Source organism: Pseudomonas sp. FP1154, from assembly GCF_030687245.1.
In the GTDB taxonomy this organism is placed as follows: Bacteria; Pseudomonadota; Gammaproteobacteria; order Pseudomonadales; family Pseudomonadaceae; genus Aquipseudomonas; species Aquipseudomonas rhizophila.
Genome location: NZ_CP117465.1, coordinates 4,308,507 through 4,325,295, shown reverse-complemented (window position 1 = coordinate 4,325,295; position 16,789 = coordinate 4,308,507). Strand labels below are relative to the sequence as shown.

Here is a 16,789-nt window from a genome sequence, read left to right as displayed (position 1 = left end):
AATAGTCAGCGAAGCCTAGGGTGATTGCCCCGCAAAGCGCAAGGCGCAGTGTCCCGACTGGCCTGTTGCCACACGCGGTGGGTGGCATGAACCAGCCAGCCGGCCAGGATGAAGGGCGCGGTCAGCGGCGCCAGACCGAGGGCAAGAAAGCCCGGTGTGAGCATGACCGCCAGCACAATACCCGCCAGCGGCAACCATCGCTGGCGGCGTTGTTGGCTGAGGGCCAGCGCCACCAGGGCCGGGTTATAACCGCCGAGCCCCGACAGGGCTTGGGTCGTGTCGTGATGCAGCAGGGAGAACGCCAGGCCTGCGGCTGAACCCAGCATCGCCCACCCGGCGGCGCGTGGATTGGCAATCAACAATCCCACAGCGATCAGCGCACCGGCGAATGGCTGGTCGAGAAACATGACCTGACCGAGTCCGCTCCAACAAGCGGCCAGCAAATCGGGCATCGTCAGTTCAACTGAAATGGGTGAGGGCTGTGCCGGGGCAAAACTCAGCAGCAACCAGCCCAGCGCCACGAACGGCGCGGTGTAGGCGGGCAGGCACTGAGGGCCACGGCTGCGCTTGAGCCATTGCTCGGTCAACATCGCGCTGAGGCCGCCGCTGGCAATAATCAATGGCGGCAACACGGCTGACCAGGGTAACGCGAGGCTCAATAACAGGCCCAGCAGGATGCCGTTGTAACTGAACAGTCCGGCCTGTCGATCAACCTTCGCATAACCGCGTCGCTGGGCGGTGAGCAACCCGGCCACGCCGCCGAGCAACGCACCGCCAAACAAGGCGGGTGCGGTGAAGAGAATCGCCAGCAGGCACAGCAGACCGCACAGCGGATGACGCTGGAGGAAAATCTGGCTGAAGCCGTTGAGCAGGGCTGTGGCCCAGTCGGGGCAGTGGGTGTAGGGCATGGCTAGGCGTGTCTGAGAGACCGAGTGGGTTTCATCGCGAGCAGGCTCGCTCCCACACTGGATCTGTGGTGTTCACAAAACCCCTGTGGGAGCGAGCTTGCTCGCGATGAGGCCAGTACAAACGCTAGATCAACGTCTCGATGCGCAACGAATTGGTCGACCCCGGCTGCCCGAACGGCACGCCGGCTGTGATCAGCAGGGTGTCGCCACGCTGGGCCATGCCCTGGGCCTGGGCAATTTCCAGGGCGGTGGAACAGACTTCATCCACTTGCTTCAACCGGTCATTGACCACCGAGTGCACGCCCCAGGCCACGGTCAGACGGCGGGCTGCTTGCAGGTTGGGCGTGAGGTTGAGGATCGGCACCGTCGGCCGCTCCCGCGCCGCCCGCAGGCTGGAGCTGCCCGATTCGCTGTAGTTCACCAGCACCGCTACCGGCAGTACATTGCTGATACGCCGGATTGCGCAACTGATGGCGTCCGACGCCGTGGCTTCGGCCTTCGGCCGGCTGACATCCAACTGCGCCTGGTAATCCGGGCCGTTCTCCACCTGGCGGATGATCTTGCTCATCATCTGCACGGCTTCGAGGGGGTAATCGCCCGACGCGGTTTCCGCCGACAGCATCACTGCATCGGCCCCTTCAGCCACGGCGTTGGCCACATCGGTGACTTCGGCTCGGGTGGGTGCGGGAGAAAAACGCATGGATTCGAGCATCTGCGTGGCCACCACCACCGGTTTACCAAGGGCGCGGCAGGTGCCGATGATGTTCTTCTGGATCTGCGGCACGCTTTCGGCCGGCACTTCGACACCCAAGTCACCCCGGGCAACCATGATCGCGTCGCTCAGTTCGGCGATCTCCCGAAGCTGGGTCACCGCCGACGGTTTCTCGATCTTGGCCATCAGGAATGCCTTGTCGCCAATCAACGCACGCGCCTCGCGGATGTCCTCGGGGCGCTGCACGAACGACAGCGCCACCCAGTCCACGCCCAGCTCCAGGCCAAAGCTCAAGTCGCGACGGTCCTTGGCGGTCAGCGGGCTCATGTCGAGCACGGCCTGGGGCACATTCACGCCTTTGCGGTCTGACAGTTCGCCGCCGTTGAGCACTTGGGTGTCGATGGCATCGGCGTGTTTGGTGGTCACACGCAGGCGCAGCTTGCCGTCGTCCAGCAGCAGGTCCATGCCCGGCTCCAGGGCCGCGATGATCTGTGGGTGGGGCAGGTTGACCCGCTGTTCGTCGCCGGGCGTGGCGTCCAGATCCAGGCGCAGGGCCTGGCCGCGTTGCAGCTGCACTTTGCCGTCGGCGAATGTGCCTACTCGCAGTTTCGGGCCCTGCAAGTCCATCAGAATGCCCAGTGGGTAGTTGAGTTGCTGCTCGACGTCACGAATCCACCGGTAGCGCTGGGCGTGGTCGGCATGCTCGCCGTGGCTGAAGTTCAGGCGGAAAATATTCACACCGGCCTGCACCAGTTCACGGATGTCATCGATCCCACGGGTTGCGGGGCCAAGGGTCGCGAGGATCTTGACCTTTTTATCAGGCGTCATGTTTAGGGTTCTCAAGAATCAGGATGGCGCGAAAGTCGTTGACGTTGGTACGCGTGGGCTCGGTGACGATCAACGCCTCCAGCGCGGCGAAGTAGCCGTAGCCATTGTTATTGTCCAGCTCGTCGCTGGCGCTCAGGCCCAGTTCGGCGGCTCGGCGATAGCTGTCCGGGGTCATGATGGCGCCGGCGTTGTCTTCGGAACCGTCGATGCCGTCCGTGTCACCGGCCAGTGCGTAAATGCCGGGATGGCCCTTGAGGCTGTCGGTCAGGCTGAGCAGGAATTCTGCGTTGCGTCCGCCCCGGCCATTGCCGTGCACGGTGACTGTGGTTTCGCCGCCGGAGAGGATCACGCATGGCGCCGCCAGAGGCTGGCCGTGCAGGGCGATTTGCCGGGCGATACCGGCGTGGACTTTGGCCACTTCCCGGGATTCGCCTTCCAGGTCGCCGAGGATCAACGGGCTGAAACCGGCCTGGCGGGCTTTCACCGCCGCCGCTTCCAGTGATTGTTGGGGACGGGCGATCAATTGGAAGTGACTGCGGGCCAGGCGCGGGTCGCCGGGTTTGACGGTTTCCGATTCCGGGCTTTGCAACCAGTTGCGCACCGAGGCCGGTACTTCAATGTTGTAGCGCTTGAGGATCGCCAAGGCTTCGGCCGACGTACTGGGGTCGGCCACGGTGGGGCCGGAGGCGATGACCGTGGCGAGGTCGCCGGGCACATCGGAAATCGCGTAGGTGTAGACCGTCGCCGGCCAGCAGGCCTTGCCCAGGCGCCCGCCCTTGATTGCCGAGAGATGTTTGCGCACGCAATTCATCTCGCCGATGGTGGCACCGGACTTGAGCAAAGCCTTGTTGATCGATTGCTTGTCGGCCAGGGTGATGCCAGCTGCCGGCAGCGCCAGCAACGCCGAGCCGCCGCCGGACAGCAGGAAAATCACCCGGTCGTCTTCGTTGAGGTTGCTGACCAGCTCCAGCACCCGTTGGGCCACCGCCAGGCCCGCCGCATCAGGCACCGGGTGAGCGGCTTCCACTACTTCGATCTTCTGGCAAGGCGCGCCATGGCCGTAGCGGGTCACCACCAAACCGGTGACGTCGCCCTGCCAGCAGCGCTCGACCACCTGCGCCATCGCCGCGGCGGCCTTGCCGGCGCCGATGACGATCACCCGGCCGCTGCGATCGCTGGGCAGATACTGTTCAAGGACATGCTGCGGATGGGCCGCATCGATGGCTGTGGCAAACAGCTCGCGCAGCAATTGTTGCGGATCGACCGACATGGCGGACTCCCGATTTTTATTATTGGATGAAGCGACTCGATTCCCTGTGGGAGCGAGCCTGCTCGCGATGGCGTTAATCCAGTCACTTTATGTGTTGAATGTAAGACCGCTATCGCGAGCAGGCTCGCTCCCACAGGGGTTAGTGCAGGTTTACTTGTCGCGAATCGAGAAATTCGCCATGTGCTCCAACCCCTTGATCAACGCCGAGTGATCCCAGTTGCTGCCGCCGATGGCCGCGCAGGTGCTGAAAACTTGCTGGGCGTTGGCGGTGTTGGGCAGGTTGATGTTCAGCTCCTTGGCGCCTTGCAGGGCCAGGTTCAGGTCCTTCTGGTGCAGGCTGATGCGGAAGCCCGGATCGAAGGTGCCCTTGATCATGCGCTCGCCGTGTACTTCCAGGATCTTCGAAGAGGCAAAACCGCCCATCAACGCTTCGCGAACCTTGGCCGGATCGGCGCCGTTTTTCGCGGCGAACAGCAGGGCTTCGGCCACGGCCTGGATGTTCAGCGCGACGATGATCTGGTTCGCCACTTTCGCGGTCTGGCCGTCGCCGTTGCCACCCACCAGGGTGATGTTCTTGCCCATGGCCTGGAACAGCGGCAGGGCGCGCTCGAAAGCGCCGCTGTCGCCGCCGACCATGATGCTCAGTGTGGCGGCTTTGGCGCCGACTTCACCACCGGACACGGGGGCATCGAGGTATTGCGCGCCTTTTTCATTGATCCTGGCCGCGAACGCCTTGGTGGCGGTGGGGGAGATCGAGCTCATGTCGATGACCACCTTGCCCGTGCCCACGCCCGCCGCGACGCCATCGGCGCGAAACAGCACGTCATCGACCTGCGGGGTGTCCGGGACCATGACGATGATGAACTCGGCTTCCTGGGCGACTTCCTTCGGGTTGGCCAGCGCCACCGCGCCGCCGGCCAGCAGATCGGCGGGGGCCGGGTCGTGGTGCTGGCTCAGGAACAGACTGTGCCCGGCCTTTTGCAGGTTCATTGCCATGGGGTGGCCCATGATGCCGGTGCCGATGAATCCGATTTTAGCCATGAGAAAATCCTCTTGTTTTTATTGCCGCTTCAGCAAATGAGACTGCTTTTCTGTGGGAGCGAGCCTGCTCGCGATGTCGGTTTCACATTCAACGAATAGGTTGGCTGGACTACAGCTATCGCGAGCAGGCTCGCTCCCACAGGGGATTTTTTGGGTCAGACTGCGTTATGGCTTTTCAGCCACCCCAGACCCGCTTCCGTGCTGGTCAGCGGCTTGTATTCGCAGCCGACCCAGCCCTGGTAACCGATGCGGTCCAAGTGTTCGAACAGGAAGCGGTAGTTGATCTCGCCGGTTCCCGGCTCGTTGCGTCCCGGGTTGTCGGCCAGTTGCACATGGTTGATCTGACCCAGGTGCGCCGACAGGGTCCGGGCCAGGTCGCCTTCCATGATTTGCATGTGGTAGATGTCGTATTGCAGGAACAGGTTGGCGCTGCCCACCTGCTCGCGGATCGACAGGGCCTGGGCGGTGTTGTTCAAGTAGAAACCGGGAATGTCGCGGGTGTTGATGGCTTCCATCACCAGCTTGATGCCTTTGGCCTGCAGCTTCTCGGCAGCGTATTTCAGGTTGGCGACGAAGGTTTTCTCCACCAGGGCCTTGTCGCAGTTCTGCGGACAAATGCCGGCCAGGCAGTTGACCTGGGTGTTGCCCAGCACCTGGGCATAAGCGATCGCCAGGTCAACGCCCGAGCGGAACTCTTCAACCCGGTCCGGCAGACAGGCAATGCCGCGCTCGCCCTTGGCCCAGTCGCCGGCCGGCAGGTTGAACAACACCTGGGTCAGGCCATTGGCCTGGAGCAGCGCCTTGAGCTCGGCGGAGCTGTAGTCATAAGGGAACAGGTATTCGACACCCGTGAAACCGGCCTTGGCGGCCGCTTCGAAACGGGCGAGGAAATCCTGCTCGGTGAACAGCATGGACAGGTTGGCTGCAAAACGCGGCATGGTGGTCTCCTATAAATAGTTGGCAGGCCCCCTGTGGGAGCGAGCTTGCTCGCGATAGCGGTGTGTCTGCTTGCATCCATGTTGAATGTAGCGCCGTCATCGCGAGCAAGCTCGCTCCCACAGGAGTGCGTCGGCATTCAATCGAGCAACGAAATCGCTGTCGGCGCATCGTTGCCCACCAGCGCCAGGTCTTCGAATTCGTTGACTGCGTTGATCTCGGTGCCCATGGAAATGTTGGTCACCCGTTCCAGGATGATCTCGACGATCACCGGCACCTTGAACTCCTCGATCAACTCCTGGGCCTTGCGCAGCGCCGGCTGGATGCCGGACGGTTCGAACACCCGCAGCGCCTTGCAACCCAGGCCCTCGGCCACGGCGACGTGGTCCACGCCATAACCGTTGAGTTCCGGGGCGTTGAGGTTGTCGAAGGACAGTTGCACGCAATAGTCCATGTCGAACCCGCGCTGGGCCTGGCGGATCAACCCCAGGTAGGAGTTGTTCACCACCACGTGGATGTACGGCAGCTTGAACTGCGCGCCTACCGCCAGCTCTTCGATCATGAACTGGAAGTCATAGTCGCCCGACAACGCCACGACCTTGCGGCTCGGGTCGGCCTTGACCACCCCCAGTGCGGCCGGAATGGTCCAGCCCAACGGGCCGGCCTGGCCGCAGTTGATCCAGTGGCGCGGTTTGTAGACGTGCAGGAACTGCGCCCCGGCGATCTGCGACAGCCCGATGGTGCTGACGTAGCAGGTGTCCTTGCCGAAGACCTGGTTCATTTCTTCGTACACACGCTGGGGTTTGACCGGCACGTTGTCGAAGTGGGTCTTGCGCTGCAGGCTGGCCTTGCGCTGCTGACAGTCCTGCAGCCAGGCGCTGCGGTTTTTCAGTTTGCCGGCGGCTTGCCATTCGCGGGCGACTTCGATGAACGCCGTCAGTGCCGAAGCGGCGTCGGACACGATGCCCAGGTCCGGGGTAAACACACGGCCGATCTGGGTCGGCTCAATGTCCACATGAATGAAGGTGCGGCCTTCGGTGTAGACATCCACCGAACCGGTGTGGCGGTTAGCCCAGCGGTTGCCGATACCCAGCACCACGTCCGATTTGAGCAGCGTCGCATTGCCATAGCGGTGGGAGGTTTGCAGGCCGACCATGCCGACCATCAGCGGGTGATCGTCAGGGATGGTGCCCCAGCCCATCAAGGTAGGGATGACTGGGATGCCGGTCAGCTCGGCGAACTCCACCAGCAGCTCGCTGGCATCGGCGTTGATGATCCCGCCGCCGGCCACCAGCAAGGGGCGCTCGGCCTGATCGAGCATGGCCAGGGCCTTTTCGATCTGTACGCGGTTGGCGGCGGGTTTGGCCAGGGGCAGCGGTTGGTAGGCGTCGATGTCGAATTCGATCTCGGCCATCTGCACGTCGAACGGCAGGTCGATCAACACCGGGCCCGGGCGACCGGAGCGCATCTCAAAGAAGGCTTTCTGGAAAGCGTACGGCACCTGGCCCGGTTCCAGAACGGTGGTGGCCCACTTGGTCACCGGTTTGACGATGCTGGTGATATCCACAGCTTGGAAATCTTCCTTGTGCAGGCGGGCGCGGGGCGCTTGGCCGGTGATGCACAGGATCGGGATCGAGTCGGCCGAAGCGCTGTAGAGCCCCGTCACCATGTCGGTCCCCGCCGGCCCCGAGGTGCCGATGCACACGCCAATGTTACCGGCCTTGGTGCGGGTGTAGCCCTCGGCCATGTGGGAGGCGCCTTCAACGTGGCGAGCGAGGACATGATCGATGCCACCCACCTTTTGCAGGGCAGAGTACAGCGGGTTGATCGCGGCACCCGGGATGCCGAAGGCGGTGTCCACGCCTTCACGGCGCATCACCAGAACGGCGGCTTCGATTGCTCTCATTTTGCTCATTGTTTTGTGCCTCTTACGTTTTGTAATTGTATACAAGTGGCTTTGCGCTGAGTGTATTCACGGCGGACGGCGCAGGTCAATCCATTTCCTCAAGCACCTGTTTCATTCGTCGGAAGGCCGTAAATGCTGTGGCTTTTCGTCGATAAGGTTACGTTGTTGGATTTATTGTATACAAAAAATATTATCATTGTGTTCTATTGTTTGCATCTGGTTTTGCCAAAGGCAATGCCAGGAACGTTTCCCACAACAAAGAAAGGACAGCACCCATGAGCGCTTTAACCTTGAAAGTCGCCGTCAGCCTGACGGGGCAAGCCCTTGCCGCAGGCCGTGAAATCAGCGCTGCACCGCTGACCATTGCGGTCCTGGACAGCGGCGGCCATCTGATTGCCTTGCAACGCGAAGACGGCGCGAGCCTGCTTCGCCCTCAGATCGCTTTCGGTAAGGCTTGGGGCGCCATCGCCCTGGGCAAGGGCTCACGCTTGCTCGCCCAGGACGCCCAACAACGCCCGGCGTTCTTTGCCGCTTTGAATGGGTTGGGCCAAGGCAACGTCGTACCGGCCCCGGGTGGGGTGTTGATCAGGGATCAGGAGGGGAGGGTGCTGGGCGCCATTGGCATCAGTGGCGATACCTCGGATGTTGATGAGCAGGTTGCGATCAGGGCCGTGGAGGGAGTGGGGTTGATGGCGGATGCGGGGGTGGCTTGATTTTGTATTGACTGACCTATTGCTATCGCGAGCAGGCTCGCTCCCACAGGTGGACTTGGGCGGACACAATATGTATGGGCACCGCAAATCCCCTGTGGGAGCGAGCCTGCTCGCGATAGCCATCCAGCAGACACATCCAGCTAAAAGTTTGCCTCCTATCCAGGCATGCACAGATCTAGCCTTCTTCATGAGTCAATCATCAAAGGGGCAAGGAATGCCTGGTTCACCTGCTTCACATAGACTGCGCCTCGGTCGCTACGCCGAATCCAGTCGGGTCTATTTACTGACCACCAACACATTTGGCCGCATACCAATTTTTAAGGACGTTATCCTGGGTAGATTGGTCGTTGAGCAATTTCGAAAAGCTCAGGAGCAAGGCTGGGCCGACTCATTGGCTTGGGTGGTCATGCCTGATCATTTCCATTGGTTGATCGAGTTGCGAAGGGGATCTTTGAGTGAGTTGATGCAAAGGATCAAATCATTGAGTACCAAAGCTGTAAATCTGCGCCTGGGTAATAAAGTCAGCCTTTGTCAGCAAGGATTTCATGACCGCGCACTGCGGCGGGAAGACGAGTTGATCATAATGGCGCGCTATGTCGTCGCTAACCCGTTGCGGGCAGGTCTCGTGAAGCGGCTTGGCGATTATCCGCTGTGGGATGCCATTTGGCTTTGACTCGAAATCGAGTTGCCGCTATCGCGAGCAGGCTCGCTCCCACAAGGGATTTAGGTTGCTCGCAGAATCTACATTCACAGCAGAACCCTGTGGGGCGAGTCTGCGCGAGAAAGCCCGTTCCCACAGGGTTTATGTGATGGACACAAAATGTCTGAACACAGAAAATCCCCTGTGGGAGCGAGCCTGCTCGCGATGGCCGCGGCACGGTTCTGAGCCTAGCGATCCACCTCACACCCCTTCAACACCAACCGAATAATCGTCTGCGCCGCCGCTTCGTAATCCGCCTCAACCAGCTTCGCCTTGCCGGTCACGGCGCTGATCTGCCAGTCGAAATCGGCATAGGTCTGGGTGGCCGCCCAGATGCTGAACATCAGGTGGTTGGGGTCGATGGGGGCGATCTGGCCGCGGTCGATCCAGGTCTGGATGCAGTCGATGTTGTGCCGGGCCTGGGCGTTGAGTTGTTCCACCAGGTCGGCGCTCAGGTGCGGGGCGCCGTGCATGATTTCACTGGCGAAGACTTTTGAGGCGAAGGGCAGGTCGCGGGAGATGCGGATCTTGGAGCGGATGTAGTGGCTCAGCACTTCGCCGGGCACGCCGTCGGCGTTGAACGGGGTCGAGGCCTGGAGGATTGGCTCGATGATACTTTCCAGTACCTCGCGATAGAGGTTTTCCTTGGATTTGAAATAGTAGTAGACGTTGGGTTTTGGCAGGCCCGCCTTGGCCGCGATATCGCTGGTTTTGGTCGCCGCGAAGCCCTTGTCGGCAAACTCTTCGCTGGCGGCACGCAGGATCAGTTCTTTGTTGCGCTCGCGGATAGTGCTCATAAACCCAGGGGTTCCTTGCCTGTTCTGGCGGTTGCGCATGGTAGCACCGGCCTCGCGAAGCGCTCAAGAATGCCCCGCGGCCACGTCGGGCGCGCTATGCTGCGCAGCATTATTGTTCAAGGAGTTCCTCCATGGCCGGAAGCAGTTTGCTGTTACTGATCGACGATATCGCCACAGTGCTCGACGATGTTGCATTGATGACCAAGATGGCCGCCAAGAAAACCGCCGGCGTGCTCGGCGATGACCTGGCGCTCAATGCCCAGCAGGTGTCAGGCGTGCGTGCCGAGCGGGAAATACCGGTGGTCTGGGCGGTGGCCAAGGGGTCGTTCATCAACAAACTGATCCTGGTGCCGTCGGCGTTGGCCATCAGCGCTTTCGTGCCCTGGCTGGTGACGCCACTGCTGATGGTGGGGGGCGCCTACCTGTGCTTCGAAGGGTTCGAGAAACTGGCCCACAAGTTCCTTCACAGCAAGGCGCAAGACCAGGCCGAGCATGCGCAACTGGTCGAGGCCGTGGCGAATCCGGCGGTCGATCTGGTGGCCTTCGAAAAGGACAAGATCAAAGGTGCGATACGCACCGACTTCATCCTCTCGGCGGAAATCATCGCCATCACCCTCGGCACCGTCGCTGATGCACCGCTGACCCAGCAGGTGATCGTGCTGTCGGGTATCGCCATCGTCATGACCGTCGGCGTCTATGGTTTGGTGGCCGGGATCGTCAAGCTCGATGACCTGGGGTTGTGGCTGACGCAGAAGCCGGGGCAATGGGCCAAGAGCGTCGGTGGCGCCATCCTGCGCGCCGCGCCCTACATGATGAAAGGCCTGTCGGTGATCGGCACGGCGGCGATGTTCCTGGTGGGCGGCGGCATCCTGACCCATGGCGTGCCGGTGGTGCATCACTGGATCGAAGGTGTGACGGCCAGTGCTGGCGGCGCCGGGTTCATTGTGCCGTTGCTGCTTAATGCGGTGGCCGGGATTGTGGCGGGGGCGCTGGTGTTGGCGGGAGTGATGGTGGTTGGCAAGGTCTGGAAGGCGCTGAAAAGCTGAATCTGACAACACATGACAACTGTGGGAGCGAGCCTGCTCGCGATAGCGGTCTACCAGCCAACATAAATGTTGAATGGCAGGCCCTCATCGCGAGCAGGCTCGCTCCCACAGTGGGTTTTGGGGTGGCCGGGAGTTACTCGGCAATCTGCAACTTGCGCGACTCGGTATACACGTAACGCACCTTCTCATATTCGAATGGCGAGTTCAGTTGGCCATAGCGGAAGCTGGTCTGGTGGCGCTTGTCCACGGCGCGCAGGAGCAGCAGTTCCGGGTGGTTGCCGCTGACTTCTGAAACGTTGAGGAAGTTGATCGCCGATTCAGCCGTGTAGTCCACCAGCAATCCCGAGGTGTCGCGAAGGTTCGAAGGGCCGAAGATCGGCAGTACGAAATACGCACCGCCGGGCACGCCATAGAAGCCCAGGGTCTGACCGAAGTCTTCGCTCTGGCGCGGCAGGCCCATGGCGGTGGCCGGGTCCCACAGGCCGGCGATGCCGACGGTGGTGTTGAGCAGCAGGCGTGCCGTGGTTTCCATCGAACGCTTGCCCTTGAATTGCAGCAGGCTGTTCATCAGGTTCGGCACGTCTCCCAGGTTATTGAAGAAGTTGCTCACCCCGGTGCGCAGGAAACCTGGCGTGATGTAACGGTAACCATCGACGACTGGCAGGAAGACCCACTGATCGAATCGATAATTGAAGTGGTAAACGCGGCGGTTCCAGGACTCCAGCGGGTCATAGACGTTCAGGGCGTTGAGGGTCGAGCGCTCGAATTCGCGCTGGTCCAGCCCGGGGTTGAACTTGAGCTTGCTCAACGGTTCCTTGAAACCGTCGGAGTCCACCACCACAGGCGCGTTGGCCTTGCTGTTATCGGCGTGGACCATGCCAGCACTCATTAACGCGGCGATAAGCAGGAGATATTTAGCCACGGAAGAACTCCAGCATGGCGTCGCTGTTGACGCGGTAGTTTAGGTTGCCGCAGTGGCCGCCCAATGGGTAAACCGTCAGGCGGTCGCCAAAGGTCTTGCGCAAGAAGCCCAGATCGCCCGGGCCGAGGATGACGTCGTCGGCGTTGTGCATGACGGCAATCTTCGGACTGTCGTGCAGGTAATCCTTGAGCGCATAAAGGCTGACCTGATCGATCAGTTGCAACAGGCTGCCGCCGTCGGTGCGCGCGCGCCACATCGGAATCACCTGCTCGGTGAGATAGCAGTCGAAATCGCATTGCAACGCGCGCTTGAGGAACGGCGTCAGGCTGGTGCTTTCGGTAATCGGGAATTTGGGCGGGATGATCAGGCCGCGACGGTTGATCAGGTCCGAGGTGAATGCAATGTCGGCCGCCGAGAAGCGGAACGAAGTGCCGATCAGCATCGCCATCTGCTCGTTGGTCAGGTGTTGCTTGGACTGCTGGAAGTCATAGAGCAGGGCATCGTTGAGATCGATGTAGCCTTTTTGCTGGAAGTAACGAGTCAGCTTGTTGAGCACCAATTCATAAAAAGTGGTGGTGTTGTTGATGCCCTTGACCTCGGTCTGGACCAGTTTGTCCAGGTTGGTGATCGAGGTATAGAGGTTGACCGGCGGGTTGAGCAACAGCACTTTCTTGAAGTTGAAGCTGCGTCGGGTTTCGTCCAGATGGGCGACGAAGGCCGCGTCCAGGGCGCCGAGGCTGTAGCCGGTGAGGTAATACTCGGTCACGGGCAACTTGGGGTTCTGCGCCCGCACGGCCTGCATCACCCGGTACATGTCTTCGGCGTCTTCCTTGGTGATGCCGGGTGTGGCGAAGCGCGAAGCGGCACTCATGAAGTCAAAGCTGGTGGGCGACGACAGCTGCACCACGTGGTAACCCGCCTTGTAATAGAGGCGCTTGAGGTATTCGTTGAGGCTGCTGTCGTATCGCGCGCCGGTGCCGGCGATCAGGAAGATCAGCGGCGCGGGCTTGTCCTGGGTCGCCATGCGGTAGGTGAGGCTTTTCACCGGCCAGAAATTGTCTGGCAGGATGAACTCGCGTTCCGGGCGCAGGGTCAGGCTGTGGTCCGCCTGGTCGATATCTTCGATCGGGGGCAGTTCCGGGCGCAGGTCCGGTGGCGTAGTGGCGATGGTCGCCTCGAACGGGTTGGTCAAGGGGTAGCCATAGCTGGCGGCATCGATGTCCACCGCCAGCGCGGACGCACTCAGAATAAGGCCGCCGGCGAGGGCAGCGAAGCGCAAGGAATGGAGCATGACTGGATCCCTTAAAGGAAGATGCCGATTGAAGTTCGCAGGCTATGACCGCCGAAGTGAAGCCAAGTGCCATGATTGGCACAAAACAGGCACAAACGGGGCGCGATAGTAGCGCGAAGATACACGTTCACGCGTGGTAGCGGCTAGTTATCTGGCGGTTTGCCGAATTCGGGCGTGACCGGCAGGAGAGCATTTTTGTTGGCCCGAATGGCGCAGGCAGGTAGCTGGCGTTCTGATGTCGTTTCTCGTTGCTTCAACGTCGCAGGCAGAGCAGGTTCCAGATCGGCGCAGGTTGATGATCAACGAGTCAGTACTCCACTGACGTTCGAACCGGTTTTGCAGGCGAGCGTGATGGGGGCGCTGTGCACCATAACAATACGTTGACGCCGCTCGGCATCCGTCGGGCGCAGCACTTTCGGGGAAGTAACGATGAGAATGCGACGACTCTTGGGCGCAGGTGCCGCACTGGTACTGGCGATCAGCTCCACACTGGCCAGCGCCGAAACCAAAACCCTGAGCATCGGTTATGTCGATGGCTGGTCCGACAGCGTCGCGACCACCCATGTGGCGGCCGAAGTCATCAAGCAGAAACTGGGCTATGACGTGAAGCTGCAAGCGGTTGCGACCGGGATCATGTGGCAAGGCGTAGCCACTGGCAAACTCGACGCGATGCTCTCGGCCTGGCTGCCGGTGACCCATGGCGACTACTGGACCAAGAACAAGGATCAGGTGGTCGATTACGGTCCGAACTTCAAGGATGCAAAAATCGGCCTGATCGTGCCGGAGTACGTCAAGGCCCAGTCCGTGGCCGACCTCAAGACCGATGACAGCTTCAAGAACCGCATTGTCGGTATCGACGCCGGTTCAGGTGTCATGATCAAGACCGAGCAGGCCATCAAGGATTACGACCTGACCGGGTATCAACTCAAGGCCAGTTCCGGCGCCGGCATGATTGCCGAGCTGACCCGTGCCGAGAAGAAAAAAGAATCCATCGCCGTCACCGGTTGGGTGCCGCACTGGATGTTCGCCAAGTGGAAACTGCGCTTCCTGGAAGACCCGAAAGGCGTTTACGGCGCGGCTGAAACCGTGAACAGCATCGGCAGCAAGGAGCTGGACACCAAGGCGCCGGAAGTGGTCGCGTTCCTGAAGAAGTTCCAGTGGAACTCGAAAGACGAAATCGGCGAGGTCATGCTGGCGATTCAGGAAGGCGCCAAGCCGGACGCCGCTGCCAAGGATTGGGTTGCCAAGCACCCGGATCGCGTGAAGGAGTGGACCGGCAAGTAATCCGCCCGGTTTAACATCCTCGAAACCGCATGACGTGGCGTCATGCGGTTTTTTTATGCCTGCGTTTTTTAGCCTCGCCCACGTCCTTGTGGGAGCGAGCCTGCTCGCGATGACGACGGTACATTCGACAGGTGCACCCACAGACCCACCGCTATCGCGAGCAGGCTCGCTCCCACAAGGGGTAACGGTGCTCGTCATCAATCGATAAACGTCATGTCGTTCTAATACTAAGGTCGTCTGGAACCTGGCCTTCAGCCGCATAGAGTAGAGCTGTTCCAATTAAATCTGTGCTGCGAGGATAAAAACAATGAACGACAGCATTTACCTCTCGATTCAAAACAGCCCGCGCTTCAAGGAGCTGGTGAGAAAAAGAGAAAAGTTCGCCTGGATTCTCTCGGCGATCATGCTTGGGTTGTATTCAGGCTTCATTCTTCTGATTGCCTACGGGCCGCATGTTCTCGGGGCCAAGATTTCGCCCGAGTCCACCATTACCTGGGGTATCCCCATAGGTGTCGGCCTGATCGTCTCGGCCTTCATCCTGACCGGTATCTACGTGCGACGCGCCAACGGTGAGTTCGACGATCTGAACAATGCGATTCTCAAGGAGGCTCAGCAATGATCCGGCGTCTAATGGCTCTGTTGAGCATCGCAGCTTTCGCACCGGGGGCCTGGGCGGCTGAAGCCCTGACCGGTGCCGTGCAGAAACAACCGCTTAACGTTTCGGCCATTGTCATGTTCGTGGCTTTCGTTGGCGCGACCTTGTGCATTACCTACTGGGCGTCCAAGCGCAACAACTCGGCAGCCGACTACTATGCTGCGGGCGGGCGGATCACCGGTTTCCAGAACGGCCTGGCGATTGCCGGTGACTACATGTCGGCCGCGTCCTTCCTGGGGATTTCCGCGCTGGTGTTCACGTCTGGCTACGACGGTCTGATCTACTCCATCGGCTTTTTGGTCGGCTGGCCGATCATTCTGTTCCTGATCGCCGAGCGCCTGCGTAACCTGGGTAAATACACCTTTGCCGACGTGGCGTCCTACCGCCTGGGGCAAACCCAGATCCGCACCTTGTCTGCCAGCGGCTCGCTGGTCGTGGTGGCTTTCTACCTGATCGCGCAGATGGTGGGTGCCGGTAAGCTGATCCAGCTGCTGTTCGGCCTGGATTATCACGTTGCGGTGATTCTGGTCGGTATCCTGATGTGCCTCTACGTGCTGTTCGGCGGCATGCTGGCCACTACCTGGGTACAGATCATCAAGGCGGTGCTGTTGCTGTCGGGCGCTTCGTTCATGGCGCTGATGGTCATGAAGCACGTCAACTTCGACTTCAACATGCTGTTCTCCGAGGCGGTCAAGGTTCACGCCAAGGGTGAAGCGATCATGAGCCCTGGTGGCCTGGTCAAGGATCCGATCTCGGCGTTCTCCCTGGGTCTGGCGCTGATGTTCGGTACCGCTGGCCTGCCGCACATTCTGATGCGCTTCTTCACCGTGAGTGACGCCAAGGAAGCTCGCAAGAGCGTGCTGTACGCCACTGGCTTCATCGGTTACTTCTACATCCTGACCTTCATCATCGGCTTCGGCGCGATCCTGCTGGTCAGCACCAACCCGGCCTTCAAGGACGCGGCAGGTGCCTTGCTGGGTGGCAACAACATGGCGGCGGTGCACCTGGCTGACGCGGTGGGTGGCAGCATCTTCCTGGGCTTCATCTCGGCCGTAGCCTTTGCCACCATCCTGGCGGTAGTGGCGGGTCTGACCTTGGCCGGTGCCTCGGCGGTGTCCCATGACCTGTATGCCAGTGTCGTCAAGAAAGGCAAAGCCAACGAGAAGGATGAGATCCGCGTGTCGAAGATCACCACCATCGCCCTGGCGGTGCTGGCGATCGGCCTGGGCATCCTGTTCGAGAAGCAGAACATCGCGTTCATGGTGGGCCTGGCGTTCTCCATCGCGGCAAGCTGCAACTTCCCGGTACTGCTGCTCTCGATGTACTGGAAGAAGCTGACTACCCGTGGCGCCATGATCGGCGGCTGGCTGGGCCTGGTCAGTGCGGTGGGCCTGATGGTGCTCGGTCCGACCATCTGGGTGCAGATCCTGGGGCACGAGAAGGCGATCTTCCCGTATGAATACCCTGCGCTGTTCTCGATGGCCATTGCCTTCGTCGGCATCTGGTTCTTCTCCGTCACCGACAAGTCGGCTGAAGGCGTGAACGAGCGTGCACTGTTCTTCCCGCAGTTTGTGCGTTCGCAGACTGGTCTGGGGGCGAGTGGGGCGGTTAACCATTGATGTAGCGAGAAGTGCTTGAAGAAATACCCCGGTCGAGAGGCTGGGGTATTTTTTTGTGCCGGGTTTAAGGATGGCAGGGCTGCCGTCATCGCGAGCAAGCTCGCTCCCACAGGGGATTTTCAGTGAGTACAGGTTCTGTGTTCACAACAGGTCAACTGTGG

General features: G+C 60.7%; 15 protein-coding genes. 6 read left to right on the top strand and 9 right to left on the bottom strand.

Annotated features, from left to right (window positions below; all coding sequences use genetic code 11):
- Nucleotides 1-5: 5 nt before the first annotated feature.
- From PSH91_RS19385 to gcl, 6 genes are all read right to left on the bottom strand, one after another.
- Nucleotides 6-908, bottom strand: a complete 903-nt coding sequence (locus tag PSH91_RS19385) for an urea transporter (protein ID WP_305466518.1) — start codon at nt 906-908, stop codon at nt 6-8.
- A gap of 124 nt (nt 909-1,032) precedes the next feature.
- The gene (pyk, locus tag PSH91_RS19380) at nt 1,033-2,448 is read right to left on the bottom strand and encodes a pyruvate kinase (protein ID WP_305466517.1); all 1,416 of its coding nucleotides are present in this window, start codon (nt 2,446-2,448) and stop codon (nt 1,033-1,035) included.
- Nucleotides 2,438-3,718 (bottom strand): glycerate kinase, encoded by a 1,281-nt coding sequence (locus tag PSH91_RS19375; RefSeq protein WP_047229609.1) that lies wholly within the window; start codon nt 3,716-3,718, stop codon nt 2,438-2,440. Before PSH91_RS19375 ends, pyk begins: the two co-directional genes overlap by 11 nt.
- A gap of 150 nt (nt 3,719-3,868) precedes the next feature.
- On the bottom strand, nt 3,869-4,759 hold the full coding sequence (locus PSH91_RS19370) for a 2-hydroxy-3-oxopropionate reductase (RefSeq protein WP_047229608.1): 891 nt from the start codon (nt 4,757-4,759) through the stop codon (nt 3,869-3,871).
- A gap of 155 nt (nt 4,760-4,914) precedes the next feature.
- Nucleotides 4,915-5,697 carry a hydroxypyruvate isomerase gene (gene hyi / locus PSH91_RS19365; protein WP_047229607.1) on the bottom strand — a complete coding sequence of 261 codons (783 nt, stop codon included), beginning with the start codon at nt 5,695-5,697 and terminating at the stop codon, nt 4,915-4,917.
- A gap of 137 nt (nt 5,698-5,834) precedes the next feature.
- Complete coding sequence (gcl, locus tag PSH91_RS19360) at nt 5,835-7,610, bottom strand: glyoxylate carboligase (protein WP_047229606.1); 1,776 nt, start codon at nt 7,608-7,610, stop codon at nt 5,835-5,837.
- 266 nt (nt 7,611-7,876) lie between these two features.
- Here gcl and PSH91_RS19355 point away from each other — a divergent pair, with 266 nt between their 5' ends.
- A complete protein-coding gene (locus PSH91_RS19355) occupies nt 7,877-8,314 on the top strand; it encodes a heme-binding protein (protein WP_173406678.1) in 438 nt (145 codons plus the stop codon).
- 214 nt (nt 8,315-8,528) lie between these two features.
- Nucleotides 8,529-8,987: a transposase gene (locus PSH91_RS19350; protein WP_305466513.1), complete on the top strand. Its 459-nt coding sequence runs from the start codon at nt 8,529-8,531 to the stop codon at nt 8,985-8,987.
- 215 nt (nt 8,988-9,202) lie between these two features.
- Here PSH91_RS19350 and PSH91_RS19345 read toward each other — a convergent pair whose 3' ends face one another.
- Nucleotides 9,203-9,811: a TetR/AcrR family transcriptional regulator gene (locus tag PSH91_RS19345; RefSeq protein WP_305466512.1), complete on the bottom strand. Its 609-nt coding sequence runs from the start codon at nt 9,809-9,811 to the stop codon at nt 9,203-9,205.
- 131 nt (nt 9,812-9,942) lie between these two features.
- On the opposite strand from PSH91_RS19345, the gene PSH91_RS19340 reads away from it, so the two are divergent.
- Nucleotides 9,943-10,857, top strand: a complete 915-nt coding sequence (locus tag PSH91_RS19340; protein ID WP_076383808.1) for a DUF808 domain-containing protein — start codon at nt 9,943-9,945, stop codon at nt 10,855-10,857.
- 133 nt (nt 10,858-10,990) lie between these two features.
- Here PSH91_RS19340 and PSH91_RS19335 read toward each other — a convergent pair whose 3' ends face one another.
- Nucleotides 10,991-11,779, bottom strand: a complete 789-nt coding sequence (locus PSH91_RS19335; protein ID WP_076383809.1) for a VacJ family lipoprotein — start codon at nt 11,777-11,779, stop codon at nt 10,991-10,993.
- On the bottom strand, nt 11,772-13,070 hold the full coding sequence (locus PSH91_RS19330) for a serine/threonine protein kinase (protein ID WP_160893106.1): 1,299 nt from the start codon (nt 13,068-13,070) through the stop codon (nt 11,772-11,774). The genes PSH91_RS19335 and PSH91_RS19330 overlap by 8 nt, the downstream gene beginning before the upstream one ends.
- A gap of 429 nt (nt 13,071-13,499) precedes the next feature.
- On the opposite strand from PSH91_RS19330, the gene PSH91_RS19325 reads away from it, so the two are divergent.
- The 3 genes from PSH91_RS19325 (at nt 13,500) to PSH91_RS19315 (ending at nt 16,628) form a co-directional block, all read left to right on the top strand.
- A complete protein-coding gene (locus tag PSH91_RS19325) occupies nt 13,500-14,354 on the top strand; it encodes a glycine betaine ABC transporter substrate-binding protein (RefSeq protein WP_076383810.1) in 855 nt (284 codons plus the stop codon).
- Nucleotides 14,355-14,661: 307 nt separating this feature from the next.
- Complete coding sequence (locus PSH91_RS19320; protein ID WP_047229599.1) at nt 14,662-14,973, top strand: DUF485 domain-containing protein; 312 nt, start codon at nt 14,662-14,664, stop codon at nt 14,971-14,973.
- On the top strand, nt 14,970-16,628 hold the full coding sequence (locus PSH91_RS19315) for a cation acetate symporter (RefSeq protein ID WP_047229598.1): 1,659 nt from the start codon (nt 14,970-14,972) through the stop codon (nt 16,626-16,628). Before PSH91_RS19320 ends, PSH91_RS19315 begins: the two co-directional genes overlap by 4 nt.
- Nucleotides 16,629-16,789: the final 161 nt, after the last annotated feature.

Excerpts from the sequence above, each read along its gene's own strand:
- PSH91_RS19385 (WP_305466518.1), bottom strand. The coding sequence starts at position 908 with ATGCCCTACACCCACTGCCCCGACTGGGCCACAGCCCTGCTCAACGGC.
- pyk (WP_305466517.1), bottom strand. The coding sequence starts at position 2,448 with ATGACGCCTGATAAAAAGGTCAAGATCCTCGCGACCCTTGGCCCCGCA.
- PSH91_RS19375 (WP_047229609.1), bottom strand. The coding sequence starts at position 3,718 with ATGTCGGTCGATCCGCAACAATTGCTGCGCGAGCTGTTTGCCACAGCC.
- PSH91_RS19370 (WP_047229608.1), bottom strand. The coding sequence starts at position 4,759 with ATGGCTAAAATCGGATTCATCGGCACCGGCATCATGGGCCACCCCATG.
- hyi (WP_047229607.1), bottom strand. The coding sequence starts at position 5,697 with ATGCCGCGTTTTGCAGCCAACCTGTCCATGCTGTTCACCGAGCAGGAT.
- gcl (WP_047229606.1), bottom strand. The coding sequence starts at position 7,610 with ATGAGCAAAATGAGAGCAATCGAAGCCGCCGTTCTGGTGATGCGCCGT.
- PSH91_RS19355 (WP_173406678.1), top strand. The coding sequence starts at position 7,877 with ATGAGCGCTTTAACCTTGAAAGTCGCCGTCAGCCTGACGGGGCAAGCC.
- PSH91_RS19350 (WP_305466513.1), top strand. The coding sequence starts at position 8,529 with ATGCCTGGTTCACCTGCTTCACATAGACTGCGCCTCGGTCGCTACGCC.
- PSH91_RS19345 (WP_305466512.1), bottom strand. The coding sequence starts at position 9,811 with ATGAGCACTATCCGCGAGCGCAACAAAGAACTGATCCTGCGTGCCGCC.
- PSH91_RS19340 (WP_076383808.1), top strand. The coding sequence starts at position 9,943 with ATGGCCGGAAGCAGTTTGCTGTTACTGATCGACGATATCGCCACAGTG.
- PSH91_RS19330 (WP_160893106.1), bottom strand. The coding sequence starts at position 13,070 with ATGCTCCATTCCTTGCGCTTCGCTGCCCTCGCCGGCGGCCTTATTCTG.
- PSH91_RS19325 (WP_076383810.1), top strand. The coding sequence starts at position 13,500 with ATGAGAATGCGACGACTCTTGGGCGCAGGTGCCGCACTGGTACTGGCG.
- PSH91_RS19320 (WP_047229599.1), top strand. The coding sequence starts at position 14,662 with ATGAACGACAGCATTTACCTCTCGATTCAAAACAGCCCGCGCTTCAAG.
- PSH91_RS19315 (WP_047229598.1), top strand. The coding sequence starts at position 14,970 with ATGATCCGGCGTCTAATGGCTCTGTTGAGCATCGCAGCTTTCGCACCG.